This window comes from Arcticibacter eurypsychrophilus (assembly GCF_001730525.1).
Lineage (GTDB): Bacteria > Bacteroidota > Bacteroidia > Sphingobacteriales > Sphingobacteriaceae > Arcticibacter > Arcticibacter eurypsychrophilus.
This window is the reverse complement of sequence record NZ_MDFN01000042.1, coordinates 19,429-37,977: the sequence shown is the minus strand read 5'-3', so window position 1 is coordinate 37,977 and position 18,549 is coordinate 19,429. Positions and strand designations below refer to the sequence as shown.

Sequence of the window (18,549 nt, the reverse complement as noted above, 5' to 3'; positions counted from 1 at the left end):
ACTAATCCCGGTTTTACCGGACAACAATATAATTTTTTCTGTAAATTGTTATTGAATTTTGTTGTCGAAACTTCTATTTTATATTAATTAAAGTAAAATTAATTCCCAGTGGGTTAGACATAATCTGGCAGATAAGTGGAACATCAGGGTTATTAAGGATCCAAAGTTCGCCGGGTTCTTCTAACCCTACAACATGTAAAACTGCTAGATTTTGATCGTTAAGTTTAAAAATGAAGCACGGTTAGCCGTTGTGATTTCTGTTTTTATCAGGTTATTTTTTAAGATAACGCTATAATATCCGAGTTTTACTTGCTCGTTTTCCCTAAGGGAGGAATGATCCGTTTCAGTAAGTGGTCCTGTAAAGGGCATAACCTGAATGTTGCCATGTTTAGGTCCTCCTCCTGTACCACTTACATGCAGCTGACTGAAACCTGTTAAAGGGACAGGTAGAGGGAGCCACCCGCTATTGGGACTACTCGTACAGTCAGGAGATGGCTTTACCATTCCGAAGGGATAAGAGGGGCCAATAAATACCCGGCCAAGGCCTTCTGATCCAATCATAGGATCAACATATTGGTGGTGTTTTTCCTGCCCCGCAGAAGGTAATGAAATAAAGAAGAGGGCTAATAAAACGAGTTTAAATAGTTTATTTATAAACATGTAAATGAGCAAGTATAGGATTGTCAAATTTCGGTAAACTCATATTAAGCTGCTCGCTAAAAGAGATATGTTCATAGTCAATGTGATTAACCTTAACAGATTTTTTAGATTGTAAATCTTTGACTGCACAGAGGTGCGGATCTTCTTTAAAATTACTGCGTAACATCTGATTGATCGGCAGATTATTCTCGTATGGCACAGGAAAATAAGGTAGAGTGAGTATCAGTAAGGAGGTGTCGATAGCTTTCATATCATACTTTGTATTCATAGAGGCCTAAATAAGTTAATAAAGAAACAGCCGGCATAAAACACCGGCTGTTTCTTTATTAATATCCAGGGTTTTGTTTCAGATTGGTATTCAGTTTTAATTCGTTAGCAGGAATCGGATAAATCCTTCTTGTGATGTCTTTATTCATCGTAAGTACATCATTTTGCAAGGGATATTCAACTTCAAATTTCCCAAAGCGGATTAAGTCGTTTCTTCTCCAGGCTTCCCAGCTAAATTCCCTAGCCCGTTCATCCAGTAGACTTTCCAATGTAACATTGGTAGCCTGATCTGCGCCAGCCCTTGATCTTATTTTGTTTAACAGAACAAGAGGTGTCTGCAATTCTCCGTTTACGGCAGTTGCTGTGGCACCCCTTAAAATAGCTTCTGCTTTCATCAGCATGACATCGGCTAAACGTAAAAACGGCATGTCATTACTATTTAAGCGGGTGGCCTGGATTGCATTAATATCCGGCCAGTACTTAACAGAACGAACACCTTTGGCCTGATCGGCTGCTGTGTTTCCAACATCCATTGGTTTCCCTAACTTAAGAATAATGTCAGGTGTGATTTCAATCTGTGTGTTAGTACCCGAGATAAATATTGGTTTACTTAAATCCGGTTTTCTGTTTGCATCAGGAGCATATTGTTTGCCTATAAGCCAAAAGCTCTTCCTGATATCATTAGCGATGTTAAACCTATTATAGTATTCGGGAGTAGTGCTCATGGAAATACTGAATCCTACGTTTATGCCATAGGCAGGTGCCAAAGCAGGAAAGAATCCAAACCGGGTGATCTGGTTACCTGGAATCTGCTGATCGTAGGGTATTGCAAAAATAGTTTCGTTGATCAGAGGCCCGTTGTTGACATCAAAGATATCCGCATATTTAGCATCCAATGCATAGTTAGTGTTTTTCAAAACACTATCAGCCATAGCTACAGCCTCTGTATATCTCGGTTTACCGGTATATATTTCAGCATTCAGGTACATCTTTTCTAACAATGCAAAAGCCATGGCACGTGTTGGTTTACCATAAAGCTGAACTCTATTTCCAGAAGTTTTTTGTGGTAATAGAGGAATCAGACTCACTAGTTCTTTTTCAACAAACTCAAATACTTGAGCACGGGTTTGATTGCCTGGCAAAGTGCTTACCGGAAATGAATCTATGATAGGCACATTACCATATAGATCCATCATCATAAAATAATACAAGGCCCTCATACCCTTAATTTCTGTTATGCTGGTTACTTTGGCTTCATCTGAAACAGCCGAGGAATTCGTAATATTAATTAACCTGTTGCAGTTACTGATGCCTCCGAAACCCCATTGCCAGATATCCCGGACGTTAGGATGGTCGAAGGTCCAGGTATGATAATGCAGCTGTCGAAATTGTCCGCCATCATCAAAATTACCATCTCTGGCAGGTAATATTGCCGCATCAGTAGAAAGCTCCTGCATCCTCCAGTAAGGTACACCGTACTGAGAGGAAAGGTTGGAGTACATGGTGCCAAGCAGAGCGGTGTAATCTGAAGAGGTAACAGGAAAGTTTTCTTTAACGTATTGTGACTCTACCTCTACATCAAGTTTCATACATGATGGTAAGGAAAGCACGGTGATTAAAGCGGATAGGATTAAAAATATCTTTTTCATTTCTGTGATGATTAAAATTAGAATGATGCGTTCATGCCGAAACTCAAGGTTCTGGTTTTTGGGTAATAGTTATTGTTATCTATCCCCGGGGTTAAACCTCCAATGTTGATCTCAGGATCCAATCCACTGTATTTGGTTATAACAAATAGATTATTAGCCGTGAAGTACAAGCGAATAGCTTTTATCGTTTGTGTTTTAGGTTTGATGGTATACCCAAGAGTGGCGTTGTCTAAACGCAGATAAGATCCGCTCTCAATAAACCTGTCAGAGATCAAATAACCATTGATATCATTGAATGATTCCCCTAATGTAAACCTTGGAATATTCTGCAATTTTGCATCTGCAGGATTATTCAAAGATGCTTTTGTTGCATTTAATATTTTATTGCCTAATACACCCCGAACCAAAAAGCTCAAGTCCCATTTCTGGAAGTTAAAACTATTGTTCCATCCGTATATCAGCTTTGGTTGTGCATCACCTGCTAGTTTTGCATCAGTAGTGAGTGGTTGGGTAGCAATAGTTTCTCCATTTGCATTGATGTAGGTGCTGACACCCTTTTCGTTTTTACCAGCATAATTCCATAAGTTGAATGTTCCTAAAGCAGATCCTGGTTTAATTACCTGGCTGTAGTTACCAGATTGACCTTTCCCTCCCAGTTGTGCGGTTTGGATTAATGCAATTTTATAAAAATCATCAGAAAGAGTTTCTACTACGTTTTTATTATGTGCAATGTTGGGTGATGTTCTCCATGTGAAGTTGGCACTTTTGGCAACCACAGCATTGATAGATAATTCTATTCCCGAGTTTTTTATTTTACCTACGTTGGCTGTTATGGTAGGTAAAAAGAACTGTGTGGTTGATACTTCATACCTGTCATAGATTAGGTCTGACGTCTTTTTAACGTAGTAATCCACAGAACCGGTAATCCTATCTTTTAGTATCCCAAAGTCTAGTCCTAAATTGGCTGTTGATGTACTTTCCCATTTCAGTTCAGAGTTTTCATTTCTTACTGGTCCAATCGCATTACTGATTGATCCATTATTTAAAAATTTAGTACTTCCTGGAGGCGTTCCATAAACCAATAGAGCTGAGAAAGCGTCAAATCCTAAGCTATTTCCTGAAACTCCATAACCTGCTCTCAGTTTTAAATCGCTGATAACCGGTATGCTTTGCATGAAATCCTCGCCGATAATTCTCCATCCTGCTGATACAGCGGGGAAATACCCCCAACGATTGTTTTTTCCAAAGGCAGAGGATCCATCGTTTCTTAAGGATGCCTGGAAAAGATATTTATCATTATAATTATACTGTGCCCTTCCGTATAAGGATATTAAACGAAGAGTGGAGATTGGACTGTTATCAAAAGTGATCTGCGATAACAAGGAAGGGTTAGAAAGGAAAAGATTGTTATATTCTAAATTGTCATTCGAAAAGTTTTGTGAGGTAATTCCAAACCCTTCATTAGAACGATCTTCCTGCCAGGAGTAACCAGCCAGCAATTTAAGATTGTGCTTGCCGAATACTTTATCGTAATTGAAATAAGATTCAACAACCTGAGTTTTATTCAATATGTTGCTTTTTCTTGCCTGGCCGTTTACTCCTCTGGCTAGTCCGGACTGGCTATTTAAATAACTACTATAATTGTTTTGGTCCTTTTGAGTAGATATACTTGCCGTAAACTTTAATCCCTTAAGTATTTCCAGTTGTGCCAGCCCGTTGATCAATGTTTTGTTGTTTACATTGTCAATCATATTGTTATCTACTATTGATAATGGATTCCTGGTACCACTGCCAGTTCTGCTGTAATTTTCTTTATAGGTACCATCTGCATTAAACGGACTCACTGTAGGAAGAAAAAACAACATGTTTGGAAGAGCCTGCGACTGATATATGTCAGAACTGTTTGTGGCACTGTTGGTTATTGTTAAACCCAACTTTAATTTATCATTAAAAAATCGTTGATTTACATATCCCCTTAAGATTGTTCTACTCAGCTTGGTATTTTTTAAAACACCCTGATTGTCCAGGTAATTAATACTAGCCCCATATTCTGCGGATTGAGTCGCTCCTCCATAAGAAAGGTTATGATTCTGCGAATACCCTCTTCTCTCTAATAAGTCCTGCCAATTTGTATTCGATCCGTCATCATCAATCGGATTGATCATTTGAGTGCTTGCAGTTTGCCCATTGTCAATCAGATATTGACGTAATTCAGGAGCAGTAAGCATTTCGTATTTCTTGGATACTTCTTCAACGGCACCATAACCACTATAAGTAAGTCTTGATTGTCCAATTTTTGATTTCTTAGTCGTAACAATGATTACCCCATTAGCAGCCCTTGAACCGTAAATGGCGGTAGAAGATGCATCCTTTAATATATCTATATTTTCAATGTCAGATGGTGCAAGCAAATCAATTGACGCACCTGGTACGCCGTCAATTACGTAAAATGGTTCTTGTGCAGCACCTTCGCGAAGTGTAGATGGTCCCCTTAAAATGGTAGAAGGTTTCGCATTCGGGTCGCCACTTTTAGTTACATTCAAACCTGCTACCTTACCTTGTAATAATTGGGCGGGATTAACTAACACACCCTGATTAAAATCTTCAGACTTGATTGATGTAACAGCACCTGTTAAATCTTTTTTGCTAGATGTGCCATAACCAATGACAACAACCTCTTTCAGGAGTTCATTGTCTGTTGATAAGGTGACGTTAATTTCTGATCGGGTTCCTACTGGAAATTCTTTAGTTACGGAACCTAACATGCTGAAGGACAAAATGTCTTGCTGACTGTTAATCCGAATACTGAAATTACCGTTACCATCAGTAGTGGTTCCTTGTGATGTGCCTTTTATTTTGATGGTTACACCAGGAAGGGGCTCGTTTGTTTCGTCGACTACCCGTCCGGTAATTGGTTGTCTTGTCTGCTGGGCAAATGCACCGACAGATAAAAATATCATCAGTACCAAAAAACCTCTTGCTTGCAAAAAGAGAGAGAACTGATCAAGATAAGTTTGTTTTTTTCTCATAAAATGAATTTTAGGGTTGTTTAAATTATTCATAGCATATGAAACGCTTTTTATAGCACATAAGGAAATAGCTCGGATACGAGTGTAGATTGTGCTGTTTAACATTGCGTGCATAAATAATGGCGCAAAGATGAATTTCTTAAATCATGCTATTAAAAAAATTACATTATGTTATTGTTAACAACGAGTAGCTATTGGAGTGATAAATGTAATTTTGTATAATAATTATTCGCATATTGTGATATTATATGTTATTTGTTCCTTAACCATACTGGATTTGTAAAGGCTAGCAAATCTCCTTTTGAAGTACGGACTTCAACCCTTAAATACCTGTATGCCGAACCGCTTAACTTCCAATTCATAGATTCATTAGAAGTCTTGACTGTATACGATTTTATGAGTCCAGAATCACTATGTAATGTAATAATAGCGTTAGGACAATTTTTAAGTTTCAGTAATACATTAAAATTCTGTCCCTCACTCAATAGTAAAGTATCTCCTAAACCAGCATTTTTATCTTTCGTAGCAACTGAAAGATCAAGGTCAATACCATCCAATGATGTTACATACACCTTCCCTTGTCTGATACCATTAATAATGGCTTTTTTAGAAAGGCCCGAAGCATACACGACAGTTTGAGGAATCCCAAGATTATTAGGAGAACCTGTTTTTTTATGCGTATCACTTGCCCCTATAGCAATTTTCTTTTTCCCCATACGCAGTTGTTTATCCCACCATTCAAGAGCAAGATTATTTAACCCATTCCATGTACCGTTCCACACCTCTATACAATCAAATAAATCAGCGTCATAATAAAAGCTGTTAATATACTTTACATTAAAAAAGGGATGATTGATAACGGAGAGGCCTCCATCATGATGAACCTTACTGATCATTTGACCGATCCTATTCTGCTCAGGAGTAAACCGCCAATCTATGTATGTATCCGCATTTAGGCCTATCGCATTCCAGTGCCCATATTCCGTAGAGGTAACTTCCTCACCGTTAATAATTAATAGGTTTTCAGTATTATACCGGCCCCAGCTTAGGTTAGCACTGTTGGTATTGTGTTCTGTGGAGACGATATAATCCAGATGTTTTTCTTTCGCTTCGTCAATCAGCTCTTGCTGAGTGCGTTTGCCATCCGAATTAAGCGTATGCGTATGCAGATCTCCACGATACCAACCTGGTTTATTATTGATAAACTCAGGTGTTGGGGAGACCCTAAATATGCTGTTTTCCTTTCCTGATATTAATTTAATCTCTAATTTCCAATCCATCCCGGCAGGAATAATCGTGGAAGGGTAAATAAGAATATTCCACAAACCAGCCTGAATCTTTCCTGGAATGTACCCTGTTGATGCCTGATCTGCCTGAATAAAGAATTCTTTTTTCGCGCCACCTGACCATCCTCTAAATCCTTCAGGATTGCCTGGTGTATATCCTCTTGGGTCATAAATGCCCATATTCAATACGTTTTTATCCGGATTGCCGCTTTCGTTGTAGAATTCCTTTACTTGAATCTTTGTTATTCCTGCAGGTATCTCGAAAGGCACATATACTAATTTGAATAAACTGCTAGAATCTATATGGCCGGTTTTTATGACTATTGAGCTGTCCTGAGCGCTTACTCCTATACATATTGATATTAAAAGGGCCAGGATAATGCTTTTTTTGATGTAATACAACATGCAGCTAACTTAGGCAGTTAACTTTAAGCTATGATTAAGGTTATATCAAGATTTAGGACAGGTATACTAGTATAGATCCTGAAGCAGAAAAGTATCAGCTACACGGATTCCCTTTTCAGTCATTTGTAAGGTGCAGCATTCGATATAGGGATCATGCTCAAAGAATAGGATGTAGTCGTTTTCTAACGCTTCTTGAAGAAATGATCGTTTTTCTTCCATTGATATTAAAGGATAAACATCATAACCGGGAACATAAGGAATTGGAATATGTGATACCGTTGGAATCAGGTCGGCAACAAATACAATGGTTTTCCCTTTATATTGCATCATGGGCAGCATCATCGATTCCGTATGGCCTGAAACAACGCGAGTTTTGATTTGAGGTGGAAAGAGGTCTTGCTGATTGCTATCAACAAACTTTAAGATTCCTTTTTCTTGCAAGGGGAGAATGTTTTCTTTTAAGAAGGATGCTTTTTCACGATCATTAGGATGGATTGCCCAATCCCAATGTGTAGAGTTCGTCCAGTAAACAGCATTAGGAAAGCATGGGATCAATTCATCGTTTTCTCTCTTTACAGCCGCGCCTGCATGGTCGAGATGAAGATGGGTGAGGTAGACATCGGTAATATCATTACGGGAAAAACCATGCGAAGCAAGTGACTTGTCCAGCGTATGCTCACCATACAAATGATAATAACTCAAGAATTTCTCACTTTGTTTATCCCCAATTCCAGTATCCACTAAGATGAGATGGCCATCCGTTTGAATCAATAGGCAACGCATGGCCAGTTCAATCAGGTTATTCTCGTCAGCAGGATTTGTCTTGTTCCATATTGATTTAGGAACAACGCCAAACATGGCACCACCGTCTAATTTGAAATGACCAGTATTAATGGAGTACAGATTCATGATTTGGGTTTAAACAGCTGAAATTATTCAAAAGTATATAAATAAAAAAACCTGCTGAAGGCAGGTCTTTTTATTTATGAAATTCATTTATTATAAGTGAATCACTTCGCCGTATGCATCAGCAGCAGCTTCCATGATTGCTTCACTCATAGTGGGGTGGGGGTGAACCGTTTTCACGATGTCCATGCCAGTCGTTTCAAGCTTGCGGGCTACACAAATCTCGCCAATCATTTCAGTAACATTGGCACCGATTAGATGAGCTCCAAGGAATTCGCCGTATTTAGCATCGAAGATCACTTTAACAAAACCATCTTTAGTACCGGCAGCACTTGCTTTACCAGACGCAGAGAAAGGAAATTTACCTACTTTAATTTCATAACCAGCATCTTTAGCACCTTTTTCAGTATAACCAACAGAAGCAATCTCAGGGGAGCAATACGTACATCCCGGGATATTGTTGTAATTTAAAGGCTCAGGGTGATGACCTGCAATCTTCTCAACGCAGATAATACCTTCAGCGGAAGCTACGTGAGCTAATGCCTGACCTTTTACAATATCGCCGATAGCAAATACGCCATCAATGTTGGTTTTGTAGAAATCGTCCACTAATATGCGTCCTTTTTCAAACTTAACACCAACTTCTTCTAAACCTAAGTTTTCAATATTTGGAGTGATGCCTACAGCAGAAAGAACGATGTCCGCTTCAAGCGTTTCAGTTCCTTTAGCCGATTTAACCTGTACTTTACAACCTTCGCCTGTAGTATCAACAGATTCTACATTGGCACTGGTCATGAAAGTGATCCCTTCCTTTTTCAGACTACGTTCTAGTTGTTTAGAGATTTCCTCGTCTTCAACGGGAACAATGCGATCCATAAATTCTACAACGGTCACTTTAGTTCCCATTGCATTGTAGAAATAGGCGAATTCAATACCAATAGCGCCGGAACCTACAACAATAAGGCTCTTAGGTTGCTCAGGAAGGGTCATTGCCTGACGGTATCCGATTATCTTTTTGCCATCCTGTTTCAGGTTAGGTAATTCGCGTGATCGAGCACCAGTTGCCAGGATCGTATTTTTAGCCGTATATTCTTTGGAAGATCCATCAGCCGCTTTCACGTCTATTTTACCACCTTTTTTAATCTTGGCAGTTCCCATGATCACATCGATCTTGTTTTTCTTCATCAGGAACTGGATGCCTTTGCTCATTCCATCGGCAACACCTCTGCTGCGTTTAATCACAGCGCCAAAATCAACTTCTCCACCTTGCACATTGATACCGTAATCGGCAGCATGATTTAGGTATTCAAATACTTGCGCACTTTTAATAAGTGCCTTTGTTGGGATACAACCCCAGTTCAGACAAATACCACCTAAAGATTCGCGTTCTATAATGGCTGTTTTAAGCCCTAGCTGGGAAGCACGAATTGCAGCAACATAACCGCCGGGTCCGCTTCCGATAACTATCAAGTCGTAATTCATAGAAATTCTATATTATATATTAAACGACCAAATCTACAAATTGTATGTGGGTTTTAGAAACGAATATAATCCGGCAATTGTAAAGGAATGAATTTAAAATATAAAGGTATTAAAGGATTCTTAAATCATGTAATTGTCCTTTTTTGCAGACATAATTGATGAATTCCATATAAAAAGATCAAAAAGCTTAGTAAAACTGTATAAATTGTGAGAAATAAATGAAATTCTTAACATTAATTTAATGTTACTTCTACTTAAATTCAGGAAATCGTATCTATCTTTGCCGCCATATTCATATTTAATTATATAAAAATCGATATTATAACATTAAAGACCGATTGATACATAATTATAGATTGATTTAGAAATTTGTATTTTAATTTAAAGAGAAAACTATGAGGAAGAATTTACTTCTTTTTGCAATTTTTATGTTAACTGCATGTGTAACCTTTGGGCAGGTTACGACCAGTAGCTTAACAGGTCTTATTAAAGACGCTAAAGGGGAAGCTCTTGTTGGCGCAATTGTTAGAGCTGTTCATGTGAGTACAGGTACAAACTACAGCACAGCGACAAACGGTGATGGAAGATTTACAATACCAAATATGCGCGTTGGTGGACCATACCGTGTTGAGATTTCCTACATTGGATATCAAAAAAATACGACTAATAATGTTACGCTTAGTTTAGGTGAGCCTTACATCTATAATGCAACCTTAAGTCAGGAAGGCCTTAGTCTTTCTGAAGTGCAGATAACAGGTCGTAAAGATGCAATAATGAACAGTAGTCGTACGGGTGCATCTACAAACATTAGTCAGGCTCAGATTGAAAACCTGCCTACACTATCCCGCTCATTGCAAGATTTTACACGTTTAACTCCACAAGCAAATGGAAATTCATTTGGAGGAGCAAGTAACAGGTTTAACAACATTACTATCGATGGAGCTGTTAATAATGACGTCTTTGGGCTTTCAGGTTCAGGAACTCCAGGCGGTCAAGCAAGTACTCAGCCTATATCACTTGATGCGATTCAAGAAATACAGGTAGTTTTAGCCCCTTATGATATTACTTACGGTAATTTTACAGGTGGTGGAGTAAATGCCATAACACGTTCAGGTACCAATGAAGTACAAGGGTCTGTTTATTTCTATGGTAAAAGTCAGGGTTTAATAGGTAAAAATCCATTAACAGATAAGAAATATCAGAATTTCACTGACAATCAATATGGTTTTAGATTGGGTGGACCGATCATTCCAAATAAGTTATTTTTCTTTGTAAGTGGTGAGTTAGGCAGAAGAAAGACACCTACATCTAACAACGCAGGCGAAAAAGGATCTGCAATAAGTGAAGCTACAGCAAAGTCAATACGAGATTACACTTTGTCTAAGTATGGTTATGATGTAGGAGAATACGGTGCTATAGATCTTAAAAGAGAAAATGATAAGGTTTTTGCACGTTTAGATTGGAATATCAATGATATGCACCAGTTAACATTACGTCATAATTATGTTAACGCATTTGATGATAACTTAAGCAGATCAGGTTCGTCATTCTCTTTCGGAAATAATGCTTATAAATTCAACAACAAGCAAAATATTACTGTTGCTGAATTAAGAAGTAATTTTTCAAGTCAGTTTTCAAATAATCTGATCTTAGGTTATTCTACAATACGCGATAACAGAGAGGTTGCCGGAGCATCTATTTTCCCTCAGGTACAAATAAATAATCTGGAAGGTGTATCTGGTAATAGTGCTTATTTTGGTTCAGAAAGAAGCTCTGTAGCTAACACGCTTGATCAGAATATCTTTGAAATCACAGATAATTTTAAGTATTATTCAGGTAAACATACCTTTACTTTGGGAACTCATAATGAGTTTTTTAGTTTTGAGAATTTATTCATTAATAACCTGAACGGTAGATGGGATTTTGATGGCGTAGGTAATTACGCATATACCGATCCTCTTAATCCTAATGCTCCTAACAGGCCTTTACAAGCCAGAGCTTCTTATTCTTTAATCCCTGGTGATAAGACTCCTTCTGCTAAGTTTAACGCTGCACAATTGGGCTTCTATGTTCAGGATGAGTTTGATGCGTTTGAAGGATTTAGATTAACTCTTGGTTTACGTGCAGATGTACCTATCATTAATGATAAACCATTGTTTAATCAAAGCGTGAGTGATACTTTTGCTAACGTAAGAACTGATGAAACACCAAGTGGTAAATTCTTATGGTCACCTCGTTTAGGCTTTAATTATGATGTAACAGGTGACCGCTCTGTACAATTAAGAGGTGGTGCCGGTATATTTACAGGTCGTGTGCCTTTTGTATGGTTATCAAATCAATTTGTTAACAGTGGTTTAGTTTTGGGAACAGTAGATGTCAGTGATAGAACTGCAACTCCATTAGTTAATGAAGTCAATGGAGGAAAGGGTTTTGAGCCGAATCCTGATTTACAGCAACAAGTAGGTGGACCTGTTGCTACTACAGAGATCAATGCGGTTAACAAAGATTTCAAAATTCCTCAAGTAGCGAGGTTCAACCTGGCAGCAGACATTAAATTGCCATTAGGTATAATTGGAACTGTCGAGGGTATCTATTCTAAAACCCTAAATAATGTAAACTATACCGATATTAATTTAAAGCCATCAGTGGCAACAATTAATCCGGCCTATTCGAATGGAGCTGATAACAGACCATTGTTTAGTACAGCAGCAGCTGGTAAGGTTAACACTGCTTATACTAATGTAGTTTATTTAGATAATACCGATAAAGGATATAACTATAGCATAACAGGTCAGTTGCAAAAACAATTCAATTTTGGATTTAACGCCATGTTTGCTTATACATATGGTAGAGCTACTGATTTAAATTCAGGAGCAAGCAGTACTGCATTGTCAAATTGGGAGTTTGTTCAAAATGTGAACGGCCCTAATGGTGTACCATTAGCTACTTCCTCTTACGAGACACGTCATCGTTTGGTTGGAAGTGGTAATTATAAAATAAGCTATGGAAAAGCGAAGGCATTCGCTACAGGTTTCTCCTTATTCTATTCAGGTTTTTCAGGCACACCATATACTTACTTATACAATGGTGATTTAAATGGTGATGGTCGTCGAGGTAATGATTTATTATTTGTACCGGCAGACCGAAGTCAGATCAATATGGTACCCCTTGTAAATAGAACTACTCAAGTGGTTATTGCTACTCCTGATGAACAATGGGCAAATCTTGATAAGTTTATTAATGATGACCCTTACTTAAGTAAGATTAGAGGAAAGTACACGAAAAGAAATGGTGCTACTACGCCTTGGGAACATCATTTTGACCTTCGTATTACACAAGATCTAGGCGCTGTGTTTAACGGTAAAAAAAATGCGCTTCAATTAACTTTTGATGTATTTAACGTTGGAAACCTACTGAAGAAGGATTGGGGACGTTCATACTTCAATGGCAACCAGGCAGTGTCACTTCTAAGTACTTCAGGAAATGGCTTTAATTACGTTAGAACGAATCCTAAAGGTTATGATGTCTCTGACTTAGGGTCAAGATGGCAAGGACAGTTTGGTGTGAGGTATATTTTTAACTAATATAAAACAACAGTAAAACAAAAAAACCGACTATTTAGTCGGTTTTTTTGTTTTACTGTTGTTTTATATGTGAATAGTGCCTGTCTTAATCCTCTAGGACCTAATTTGAAATACCAAAAACCTAGCTACTTGTCTTCTATATTTTAGTGCACAGTTTATATTCTAAATGTCAGAAAGGATATTTAATTCTAACATTAATATAAAAAATTATAACTCACTAATTTCAATATAAGCTAATCATCATCTAACACTAATGAAGATTATTGTGATCAAATCTTTGCTGTAAAGTTAAGACTGTGTCAAAGCTCTCCGCAATATTCGAATATATGGAGGAGCCTTACCTTTGAAAAAGGTATAAAATATAGATAAGCATACTTAAAGGTTTTTTATTTCTATGGCTAGAAGAACGTGTAATCTATTATGAAAGTAATAAAATTTTCACCTTATTTTCAGCTACTGTTCTCCCGAGCTGAGAAGTTGCGGAGGAGGTGGGTGGGATGTGAAAGTTAAGTGGGCTTTAATTATATAGCAAAGCTTAACAAATAAAAAAAGCCTTCAAAAGAGCGATTTTACTGTCGAGTATTATAATCAAACAAAATCGAATACTTTAATGTATTACCTACATGCCTTTAGGTACCCAAATAGCTTATCTTTTTATCTTAGCTATCCCCATAGCTTGTATTGCCTGGACAGTCACACATGAAGAAGTGTTTAGAGAACCCAGAGAGTTTTGTGTTAAATGTAGTGAGGAAGGCAAATCACTGTTTCAAAGGAAGTTTTTTTATCTTTTTACCTGTGAGTACTGCTTTAGCCATTATGTAACGGTTTTTATTCTGATCCTAACGGATTATAAGTTAATCATGCCGGATTGGAGAGGGTATATCATAGCCGGATTTGCCCTGGTATGGATTGCCAATCAATACATGAGTCTGTATGGTTACCTGCGGATTGACTTGAAAAAGGAAAAGATCATTGCGAAAAAGGAAGAGCAGGACTCGAACGAAGACTAAATCTTAATAATAATATTCTTTCGATACATAGGCCATAATAACAGCAAAAAGAATAAAACGAAGGTAATGGCCCATGCCAATGAGGCAATACCGGGAGATAACCAGGAACTGAAAAACGTTTGATATAACCATGTTGCAGAGCTCACTTCTTCGCCATTTAGGTTTACATGAATTAAACTCATCGTTTTGACAAGCATAGCGGAAAAAAAGAACACCGTAATGGCATTAACACCATACGCTACAAACACACCTGTCCATTTTTTAAAGCCCTGTACATCAATTAACCAATAAAGTAAGCCTAGCATCATAGAGGCCAACCCTCCACAATAGAGCACATAAGAGCTTGTCCATAGCGATTTATTAATAGGAAATGATAATCCCCATGCCATACCAAGTAGAAAAGCGATGAAGCCAAAGCTAAAGAGCCAAACAGTTTTTACTTCGGATGATTTGGTAGTGCTTTTCAAAATACTTCCCATTAACATACCAAATATTCCGGTTGCAACTGCTGGAATGGTACTTAAAACACCTTCAGGATCCCAGGTAACGGATTGTACCCAGGTATGATGTTCTGTTAATATCAGTCTGTCAAGCCATGCCGCCAAACTGGTTTCTTTTCCCATATTTGCTGGACCTACACCAGGGACTGGTACAAAGGTCATGACAATCCAATAGAAAATTAGTATTCCAACCATTACATAGAATTGCGTCCTTGGCTTTGTTTTGATAAAAAGCACTGCGCAAATGAAATACACAATTCCGATCCGTTGCAGGATTCCTAGTATTCGTACTGTTTCAGGATTAAATTTTGGGAAAAAGGCTAAGAACAGGCCAAGTAGAAACAATATTGATCCTCTCTTAAAGGCTTTAATCAGTAAAGGAGTATGATTGACTATGTCTTCTTTTTTGGATTGAAGGGCATAAACAATAGCGACACCTACAATAAAAAGGAAAAAAGGGAATACCAGGTCAGTAGGTGTGCATCCATTCCATGCGGCATGCTCCAGAGAAGAGTAAATGTGTCCCCAATCGCCTGGGTTATTCACTAATATCATAGCGGCTACGGTAATACCTCTAAATACGTCTAAAGAAAGGAGTCTTTTATTAGGTACAGACATGGGTTGTGGTGTTTTTTTCTATGAGTGATATCAAATATATGCGTTATGCTGCATGTTTTAAAATAACTATGCAAATCAATTATCGGCAAAACAGGATTTAAAACACTATTCGAAAAACTGATTATAAAAAGGATCAATCTGAGAGATTTTCTTCAATTATCGAGTATCTTTCTATATATGGTTTGAGAAAATGAAACAGATATTTTGGTTTTGATTAATTAACTCTTGTAATAATATAATGAGTAAATAGTTTACCGTTAATCAATTGTAATCCAAATGCTGCTTTTATAATTGAGCCAATATGGTGGGATAAACCATAAGTTACCTATACAACGTAAAGAGCAGGGGGCGAATGTTTACAAAGACCCCTCTTTTTGCATTTTTATTTAAATAAAGCACAGAAAATGTGCTATTTGGTATGTTATTATTCACTATCTTGCTTTTCGATGACAAATTGATTGTTCCTATTCGCTGACCGTGTAAATAAATCTCAAACCAATGAAAAAATTAACCTACACATTGCTTTTATGTCTTCTAGTGCAATTTGCAAGTGCGCAGCAATCAGATGGTGAACCCTTATATAGTGTTCGTGATGTGATGAGCTTTCTTAAAAGTAAATCGATGAATTCAAAGCAATTAAGAAATGGAATCTTATCTGAATTTACTAAACAACCAGAAGGGATTTTTGCAGTTGCACTTAAAGACCTAAACACAGGTGAGAAATTCTTTATTAATGAGTTTGACTCTTTTCCTGTTCTGGATGCTAAAAGCAACATAAAGACTACAGCGTATGACCTGATGGTCGCAACAGAAAAATTAAGTAATGGTGAAAGTGTAAGCAATGAAGCTTCCGCAGAGATGGTTAAAGTATTGATGAAACAACATCATAAAAATAATGATTCAGGCATCATTGTTCTTCCCGATGGAAGACGGTATGTACTCGTTTTATTATCTCGTGGTACAGATGAAGGTGCCTGCTCTCAAACATTGGCCTCAGTTTCTCAACTTATTCATACCTACATTCAAAATAAACATCGAACTCAATAGTAGCTATTTTATATGGAAGCAGCCATTGCATTAGTGTGCTGGTTACAATCCGCTATACCGCTTTCCGAAAGATGCTATCATTCCAACTGAGGTAGATACTTTATTCCGGAATACTTTATTGTTGGGATATGTACATGCTTGTATCTGCGAATACCTTTGGCCATACCGGATATACTGGAATACGTTTATGGGTTGATTAGGATGTTAAATTGATCTATATTCTTTAAACAAATCGTGTAAATCCTGTTACATCTTCCAAATTGTCGGATCTGAATACAAGTTCCCGTTTGATGGACGTTATTTATAAGGCATTGCCTGAAAAAAAGATAATAGCTTAATCTATTTTGGTATTTAAATGCTGTTTTAATGATGTGCTGATACTTAATTGCAGTATTGTGCGGTTTTAAATTCATATAATCAATTATTTGTGCGATTTAATGCAATTTATGATATAAAAAACGCATAATAAATTGTTGTATATATTCATAATGCGTATATTAGAGGAGCATTAAAAGGGCTGTTGCTTGTTCGGAATAATCATGGTACAATCTGTTTGTCAAATCAAAAAATGAAGCGACTCTTAGGAGTTCCTTACCTCTGGGGAGGAACCTCAGTAAAAGGAATGGACTGCAGGGGTTACGGAGAAAAGGTAGATATTTATGATCAGGACTCACTGAGTATCTCTAAATGTATGGCTAATCTTAAGCCAGGAGATCTTCTATTCTTTTCATCGGGAGGGACAAAGGGTATTAATCCAAGAATCACGCATACCGCAATATATTTAGGAAAAGGGAAATTTATTCAGGCTGCCGGATTAATTCGCATTAATAGTATGCTGAAATGTGAACCTGATTATGATGACTTTCAGAGCCGCAAGCTTGTGGGGGCCAGGAGGATCCTCAATTCAGTAGGCACAGCAGGAATCAGCCGGATTGATCAACATGCTTTTTATCAAACATTATCGAACTAGACTATGAGTAGCAGAAGGAATTTTATTAAATCGTCAGGCTTAATCACAGGAGCATCTATGGTATTGGGAACAAATAATCTGTTTGCACAGGCTTCAGCTGAGTTTGCGGGAAAAGGGAAAATTACTCTTACATATAAGCCCTATACCTTAAATTTAAGGCATGCTTTTAACCTTTCGAATAGCTCCAGAACTACTACTCCAGTGGTGCTTACCCAGTTAACCTATAATGGAATGACCGGTTATGGTGAAGCTTCCATGCCTCCCTATCTGGGCGAATCGCATGAAACCGTACTGAAGTTCCTGGCAAAAGTAGATCTATCTAAGTTTGAAGATCCTTTTGAAATGGAGAATATTCTGAACTATGTCGATCAAATAGAAGAGGGTAATAAAGCAGCAAAGGCTTCTGTAGATATCGCATTGCATGATCTCGTTGGAAAGATTATGAAACAGCCCTGGTATAAGATCTGGGGTTATGATCCATCAACTACACCGAATACTTCTTATACCATTGGAATTGATACCCCTGAAGTGGTGCGGATTAAAGTTAAAGAAGCGGATCCCTATAAAATATTAAAGGTAAAGCTAGGTCGCGATACCGATAAACAAATGATTGAAACCATCAGGGAGATTACTGATAAGCCACTTTGCGTGGATATTAATCAAGGCTGGAAGGATAGGCAACAAGCATTGGATATGGCGCATTGGCTTCATGATAAAGGAGTGGTATTTATTGAACAAGGAATGCCCAAGGAGCAGATTGATGATAACGCCTGGTTGACTGAACATAGTCCTATTCCTACCATCGGTGATGAATCAGTACAGCGTCTGGATGATGTACTCAAAGCACATCATGTTTACAATGGGATCAATATTAAATTGATGAAGTGTACCGGTATGCGGGAAGCGCATAAAATGTTAACACTGGCCAGAGCGTTGGAAATGAAAGTGATGATCGGATGTATGACCGAAACCTCATGTGCTATTTCTGCAGCATCACAACTTGCGCCTATGACTGACTGGGCAGACCTTGATGGTGCTCTCCTGATTAGTAATGATGTATATAAAGGTGTTACTATTGTGGATGGAAAAGTAACATTGAATTCAAAGCCAGGCATTGGTATTGAAAAGATTTAATT

General features: G+C 37.7%; 13 protein-coding genes. 5 read left to right on the top strand and 8 right to left on the bottom strand.

What is annotated here, in order from left to right; all coding sequences use genetic code 11:
* Positions 1 to 204 precede the first annotated feature (204 nt).
* The 7 genes from BFL47_RS17945 to lpdA form a co-directional block, all read right to left on the bottom strand.
* Positions 205 to 660, bottom strand: coding sequence for a hypothetical protein (locus BFL47_RS17945; protein WP_069661180.1), 456 nt, complete (start codon positions 658 to 660; stop codon positions 205 to 207).
* Positions 647 to 928, bottom strand: coding sequence for a hypothetical protein (locus BFL47_RS17940; RefSeq protein WP_069661179.1), 282 nt, complete (start codon positions 926 to 928; stop codon positions 647 to 649). Before BFL47_RS17940 ends, BFL47_RS17945 begins: the two co-directional genes overlap by 14 nt.
* A gap of 58 nt (positions 929 to 986) precedes the next feature.
* A complete protein-coding gene (locus BFL47_RS17935) occupies positions 987 to 2,576 on the bottom strand; it encodes a RagB/SusD family nutrient uptake outer membrane protein (protein WP_069661178.1) in 1,590 nt (529 codons plus the stop codon).
* A gap of 17 nt (positions 2,577 to 2,593) precedes the next feature.
* Positions 2,594 to 5,605, bottom strand: coding sequence for a SusC/RagA family TonB-linked outer membrane protein (locus tag BFL47_RS17930; RefSeq protein WP_069661182.1), 3,012 nt, complete (start codon positions 5,603 to 5,605; stop codon positions 2,594 to 2,596).
* Between the two features lie 251 nt (positions 5,606 to 5,856).
* On the bottom strand, positions 5,857 to 7,161 hold the full coding sequence (locus BFL47_RS17925; RefSeq protein ID WP_131677579.1) for a CehA/McbA family metallohydrolase: 1,305 nt from the start codon (positions 7,159 to 7,161) through the stop codon (positions 5,857 to 5,859).
* Positions 7,162 to 7,362: 201 nt separating this feature from the next.
* The gene (locus BFL47_RS17920; protein WP_069661176.1) at positions 7,363 to 8,205 is read right to left on the bottom strand and encodes an MBL fold metallo-hydrolase; all 843 of its coding nucleotides are present in this window, start codon (positions 8,203 to 8,205) and stop codon (positions 7,363 to 7,365) included.
* Positions 8,206 to 8,295: 90 nt separating this feature from the next.
* On the bottom strand, positions 8,296 to 9,684 hold the full coding sequence (lpdA, locus tag BFL47_RS17915) for a dihydrolipoyl dehydrogenase (RefSeq protein ID WP_083257264.1): 1,389 nt from the start codon (positions 9,682 to 9,684) through the stop codon (positions 8,296 to 8,298).
* Positions 9,685 to 10,079: 395 nt separating this feature from the next.
* On the opposite strand from lpdA, the gene BFL47_RS17910 reads away from it, so the two are divergent.
* Positions 10,080 to 13,268 carry a TonB-dependent receptor gene (locus BFL47_RS17910; protein WP_069661174.1) on the top strand — a complete coding sequence of 1,063 codons (3,189 nt, stop codon included), beginning with the start codon at positions 10,080 to 10,082 and terminating at the stop codon, positions 13,266 to 13,268.
* Between the two features lie 623 nt (positions 13,269 to 13,891).
* Complete coding sequence (locus BFL47_RS17905) at positions 13,892 to 14,278, top strand: hypothetical protein (RefSeq protein WP_069661173.1); 387 nt, start codon at positions 13,892 to 13,894, stop codon at positions 14,276 to 14,278.
* Here the strand turns inward: BFL47_RS17905 and BFL47_RS17900 are convergent.
* Positions 14,275 to 15,396, bottom strand: coding sequence for an acyltransferase family protein (locus tag BFL47_RS17900; protein WP_069661172.1), 1,122 nt, complete (start codon positions 15,394 to 15,396; stop codon positions 14,275 to 14,277). The two genes, BFL47_RS17905 and BFL47_RS17900, sit on opposite strands and share 4 nt — an antisense overlap.
* A 498-nt stretch (positions 15,397 to 15,894) precedes the next feature.
* Here BFL47_RS17900 and BFL47_RS17895 point away from each other — a divergent pair, with 498 nt between their 5' ends.
* The 3 genes from BFL47_RS17895 (at position 15,895) to BFL47_RS17885 (ending at position 18,547) form a co-directional block, all read left to right on the top strand.
* Entirely contained in the window at positions 15,895 to 16,443 is a 549-nt protein-coding gene (locus tag BFL47_RS17895) for a serine hydrolase (RefSeq protein WP_069661171.1), read from the top strand.
* Positions 16,444 to 17,011: 568 nt separating this feature from the next.
* Positions 17,012 to 17,413: a C40 family peptidase gene (locus tag BFL47_RS17890; protein ID WP_069661170.1), complete on the top strand. Its 402-nt coding sequence runs from the start codon at positions 17,012 to 17,014 to the stop codon at positions 17,411 to 17,413.
* A 3-nt stretch (positions 17,414 to 17,416) separates the two neighbouring features.
* Positions 17,417 to 18,547: a dipeptide epimerase gene (locus BFL47_RS17885; protein ID WP_069661169.1), complete on the top strand. Its 1,131-nt coding sequence runs from the start codon at positions 17,417 to 17,419 to the stop codon at positions 18,545 to 18,547.
* Positions 18,548 to 18,549: the final 2 nt, after the last annotated feature.

Bases quoted from the DNA above. Each gene is read 5' to 3' on its own strand.
- BFL47_RS17945 (WP_069661180.1), bottom strand. From the start codon at position 660: ATGTTTATAAATAAACTATTTAAACTCGTTTTATTAGCCCTCTTCTTT.
- BFL47_RS17940 (WP_069661179.1), bottom strand. From the start codon at position 928: ATGAATACAAAGTATGATATGAAAGCTATCGACACCTCCTTACTGATA.
- BFL47_RS17935 (WP_069661178.1), bottom strand. From the start codon at position 2,576: ATGAAAAAGATATTTTTAATCCTATCCGCTTTAATCACCGTGCTTTCC.
- BFL47_RS17930 (WP_069661182.1), bottom strand. From the start codon at position 5,605: ATGAGAAAAAAACAAACTTATCTTGATCAGTTCTCTCTCTTTTTGCAA.
- BFL47_RS17920 (WP_069661176.1), bottom strand. From the start codon at position 8,205: ATGAATCTGTACTCCATTAATACTGGTCATTTCAAATTAGACGGTGGT.
- lpdA (WP_083257264.1), bottom strand. From the start codon at position 9,684: ATGAATTACGACTTGATAGTTATCGGAAGCGGACCCGGCGGTTATGTT.
- BFL47_RS17910 (WP_069661174.1), top strand. From the start codon at position 10,080: ATGAGGAAGAATTTACTTCTTTTTGCAATTTTTATGTTAACTGCATGT.
- BFL47_RS17905 (WP_069661173.1), top strand. From the start codon at position 13,892: ATGCCTTTAGGTACCCAAATAGCTTATCTTTTTATCTTAGCTATCCCC.
- BFL47_RS17900 (WP_069661172.1), bottom strand. From the start codon at position 15,396: ATGTCTGTACCTAATAAAAGACTCCTTTCTTTAGACGTATTTAGAGGT.
- BFL47_RS17895 (WP_069661171.1), top strand. From the start codon at position 15,895: ATGAAAAAATTAACCTACACATTGCTTTTATGTCTTCTAGTGCAATTT.
- BFL47_RS17890 (WP_069661170.1), top strand. From the start codon at position 17,012: ATGAAGCGACTCTTAGGAGTTCCTTACCTCTGGGGAGGAACCTCAGTA.
- BFL47_RS17885 (WP_069661169.1), top strand. From the start codon at position 17,417: ATGAGTAGCAGAAGGAATTTTATTAAATCGTCAGGCTTAATCACAGGA.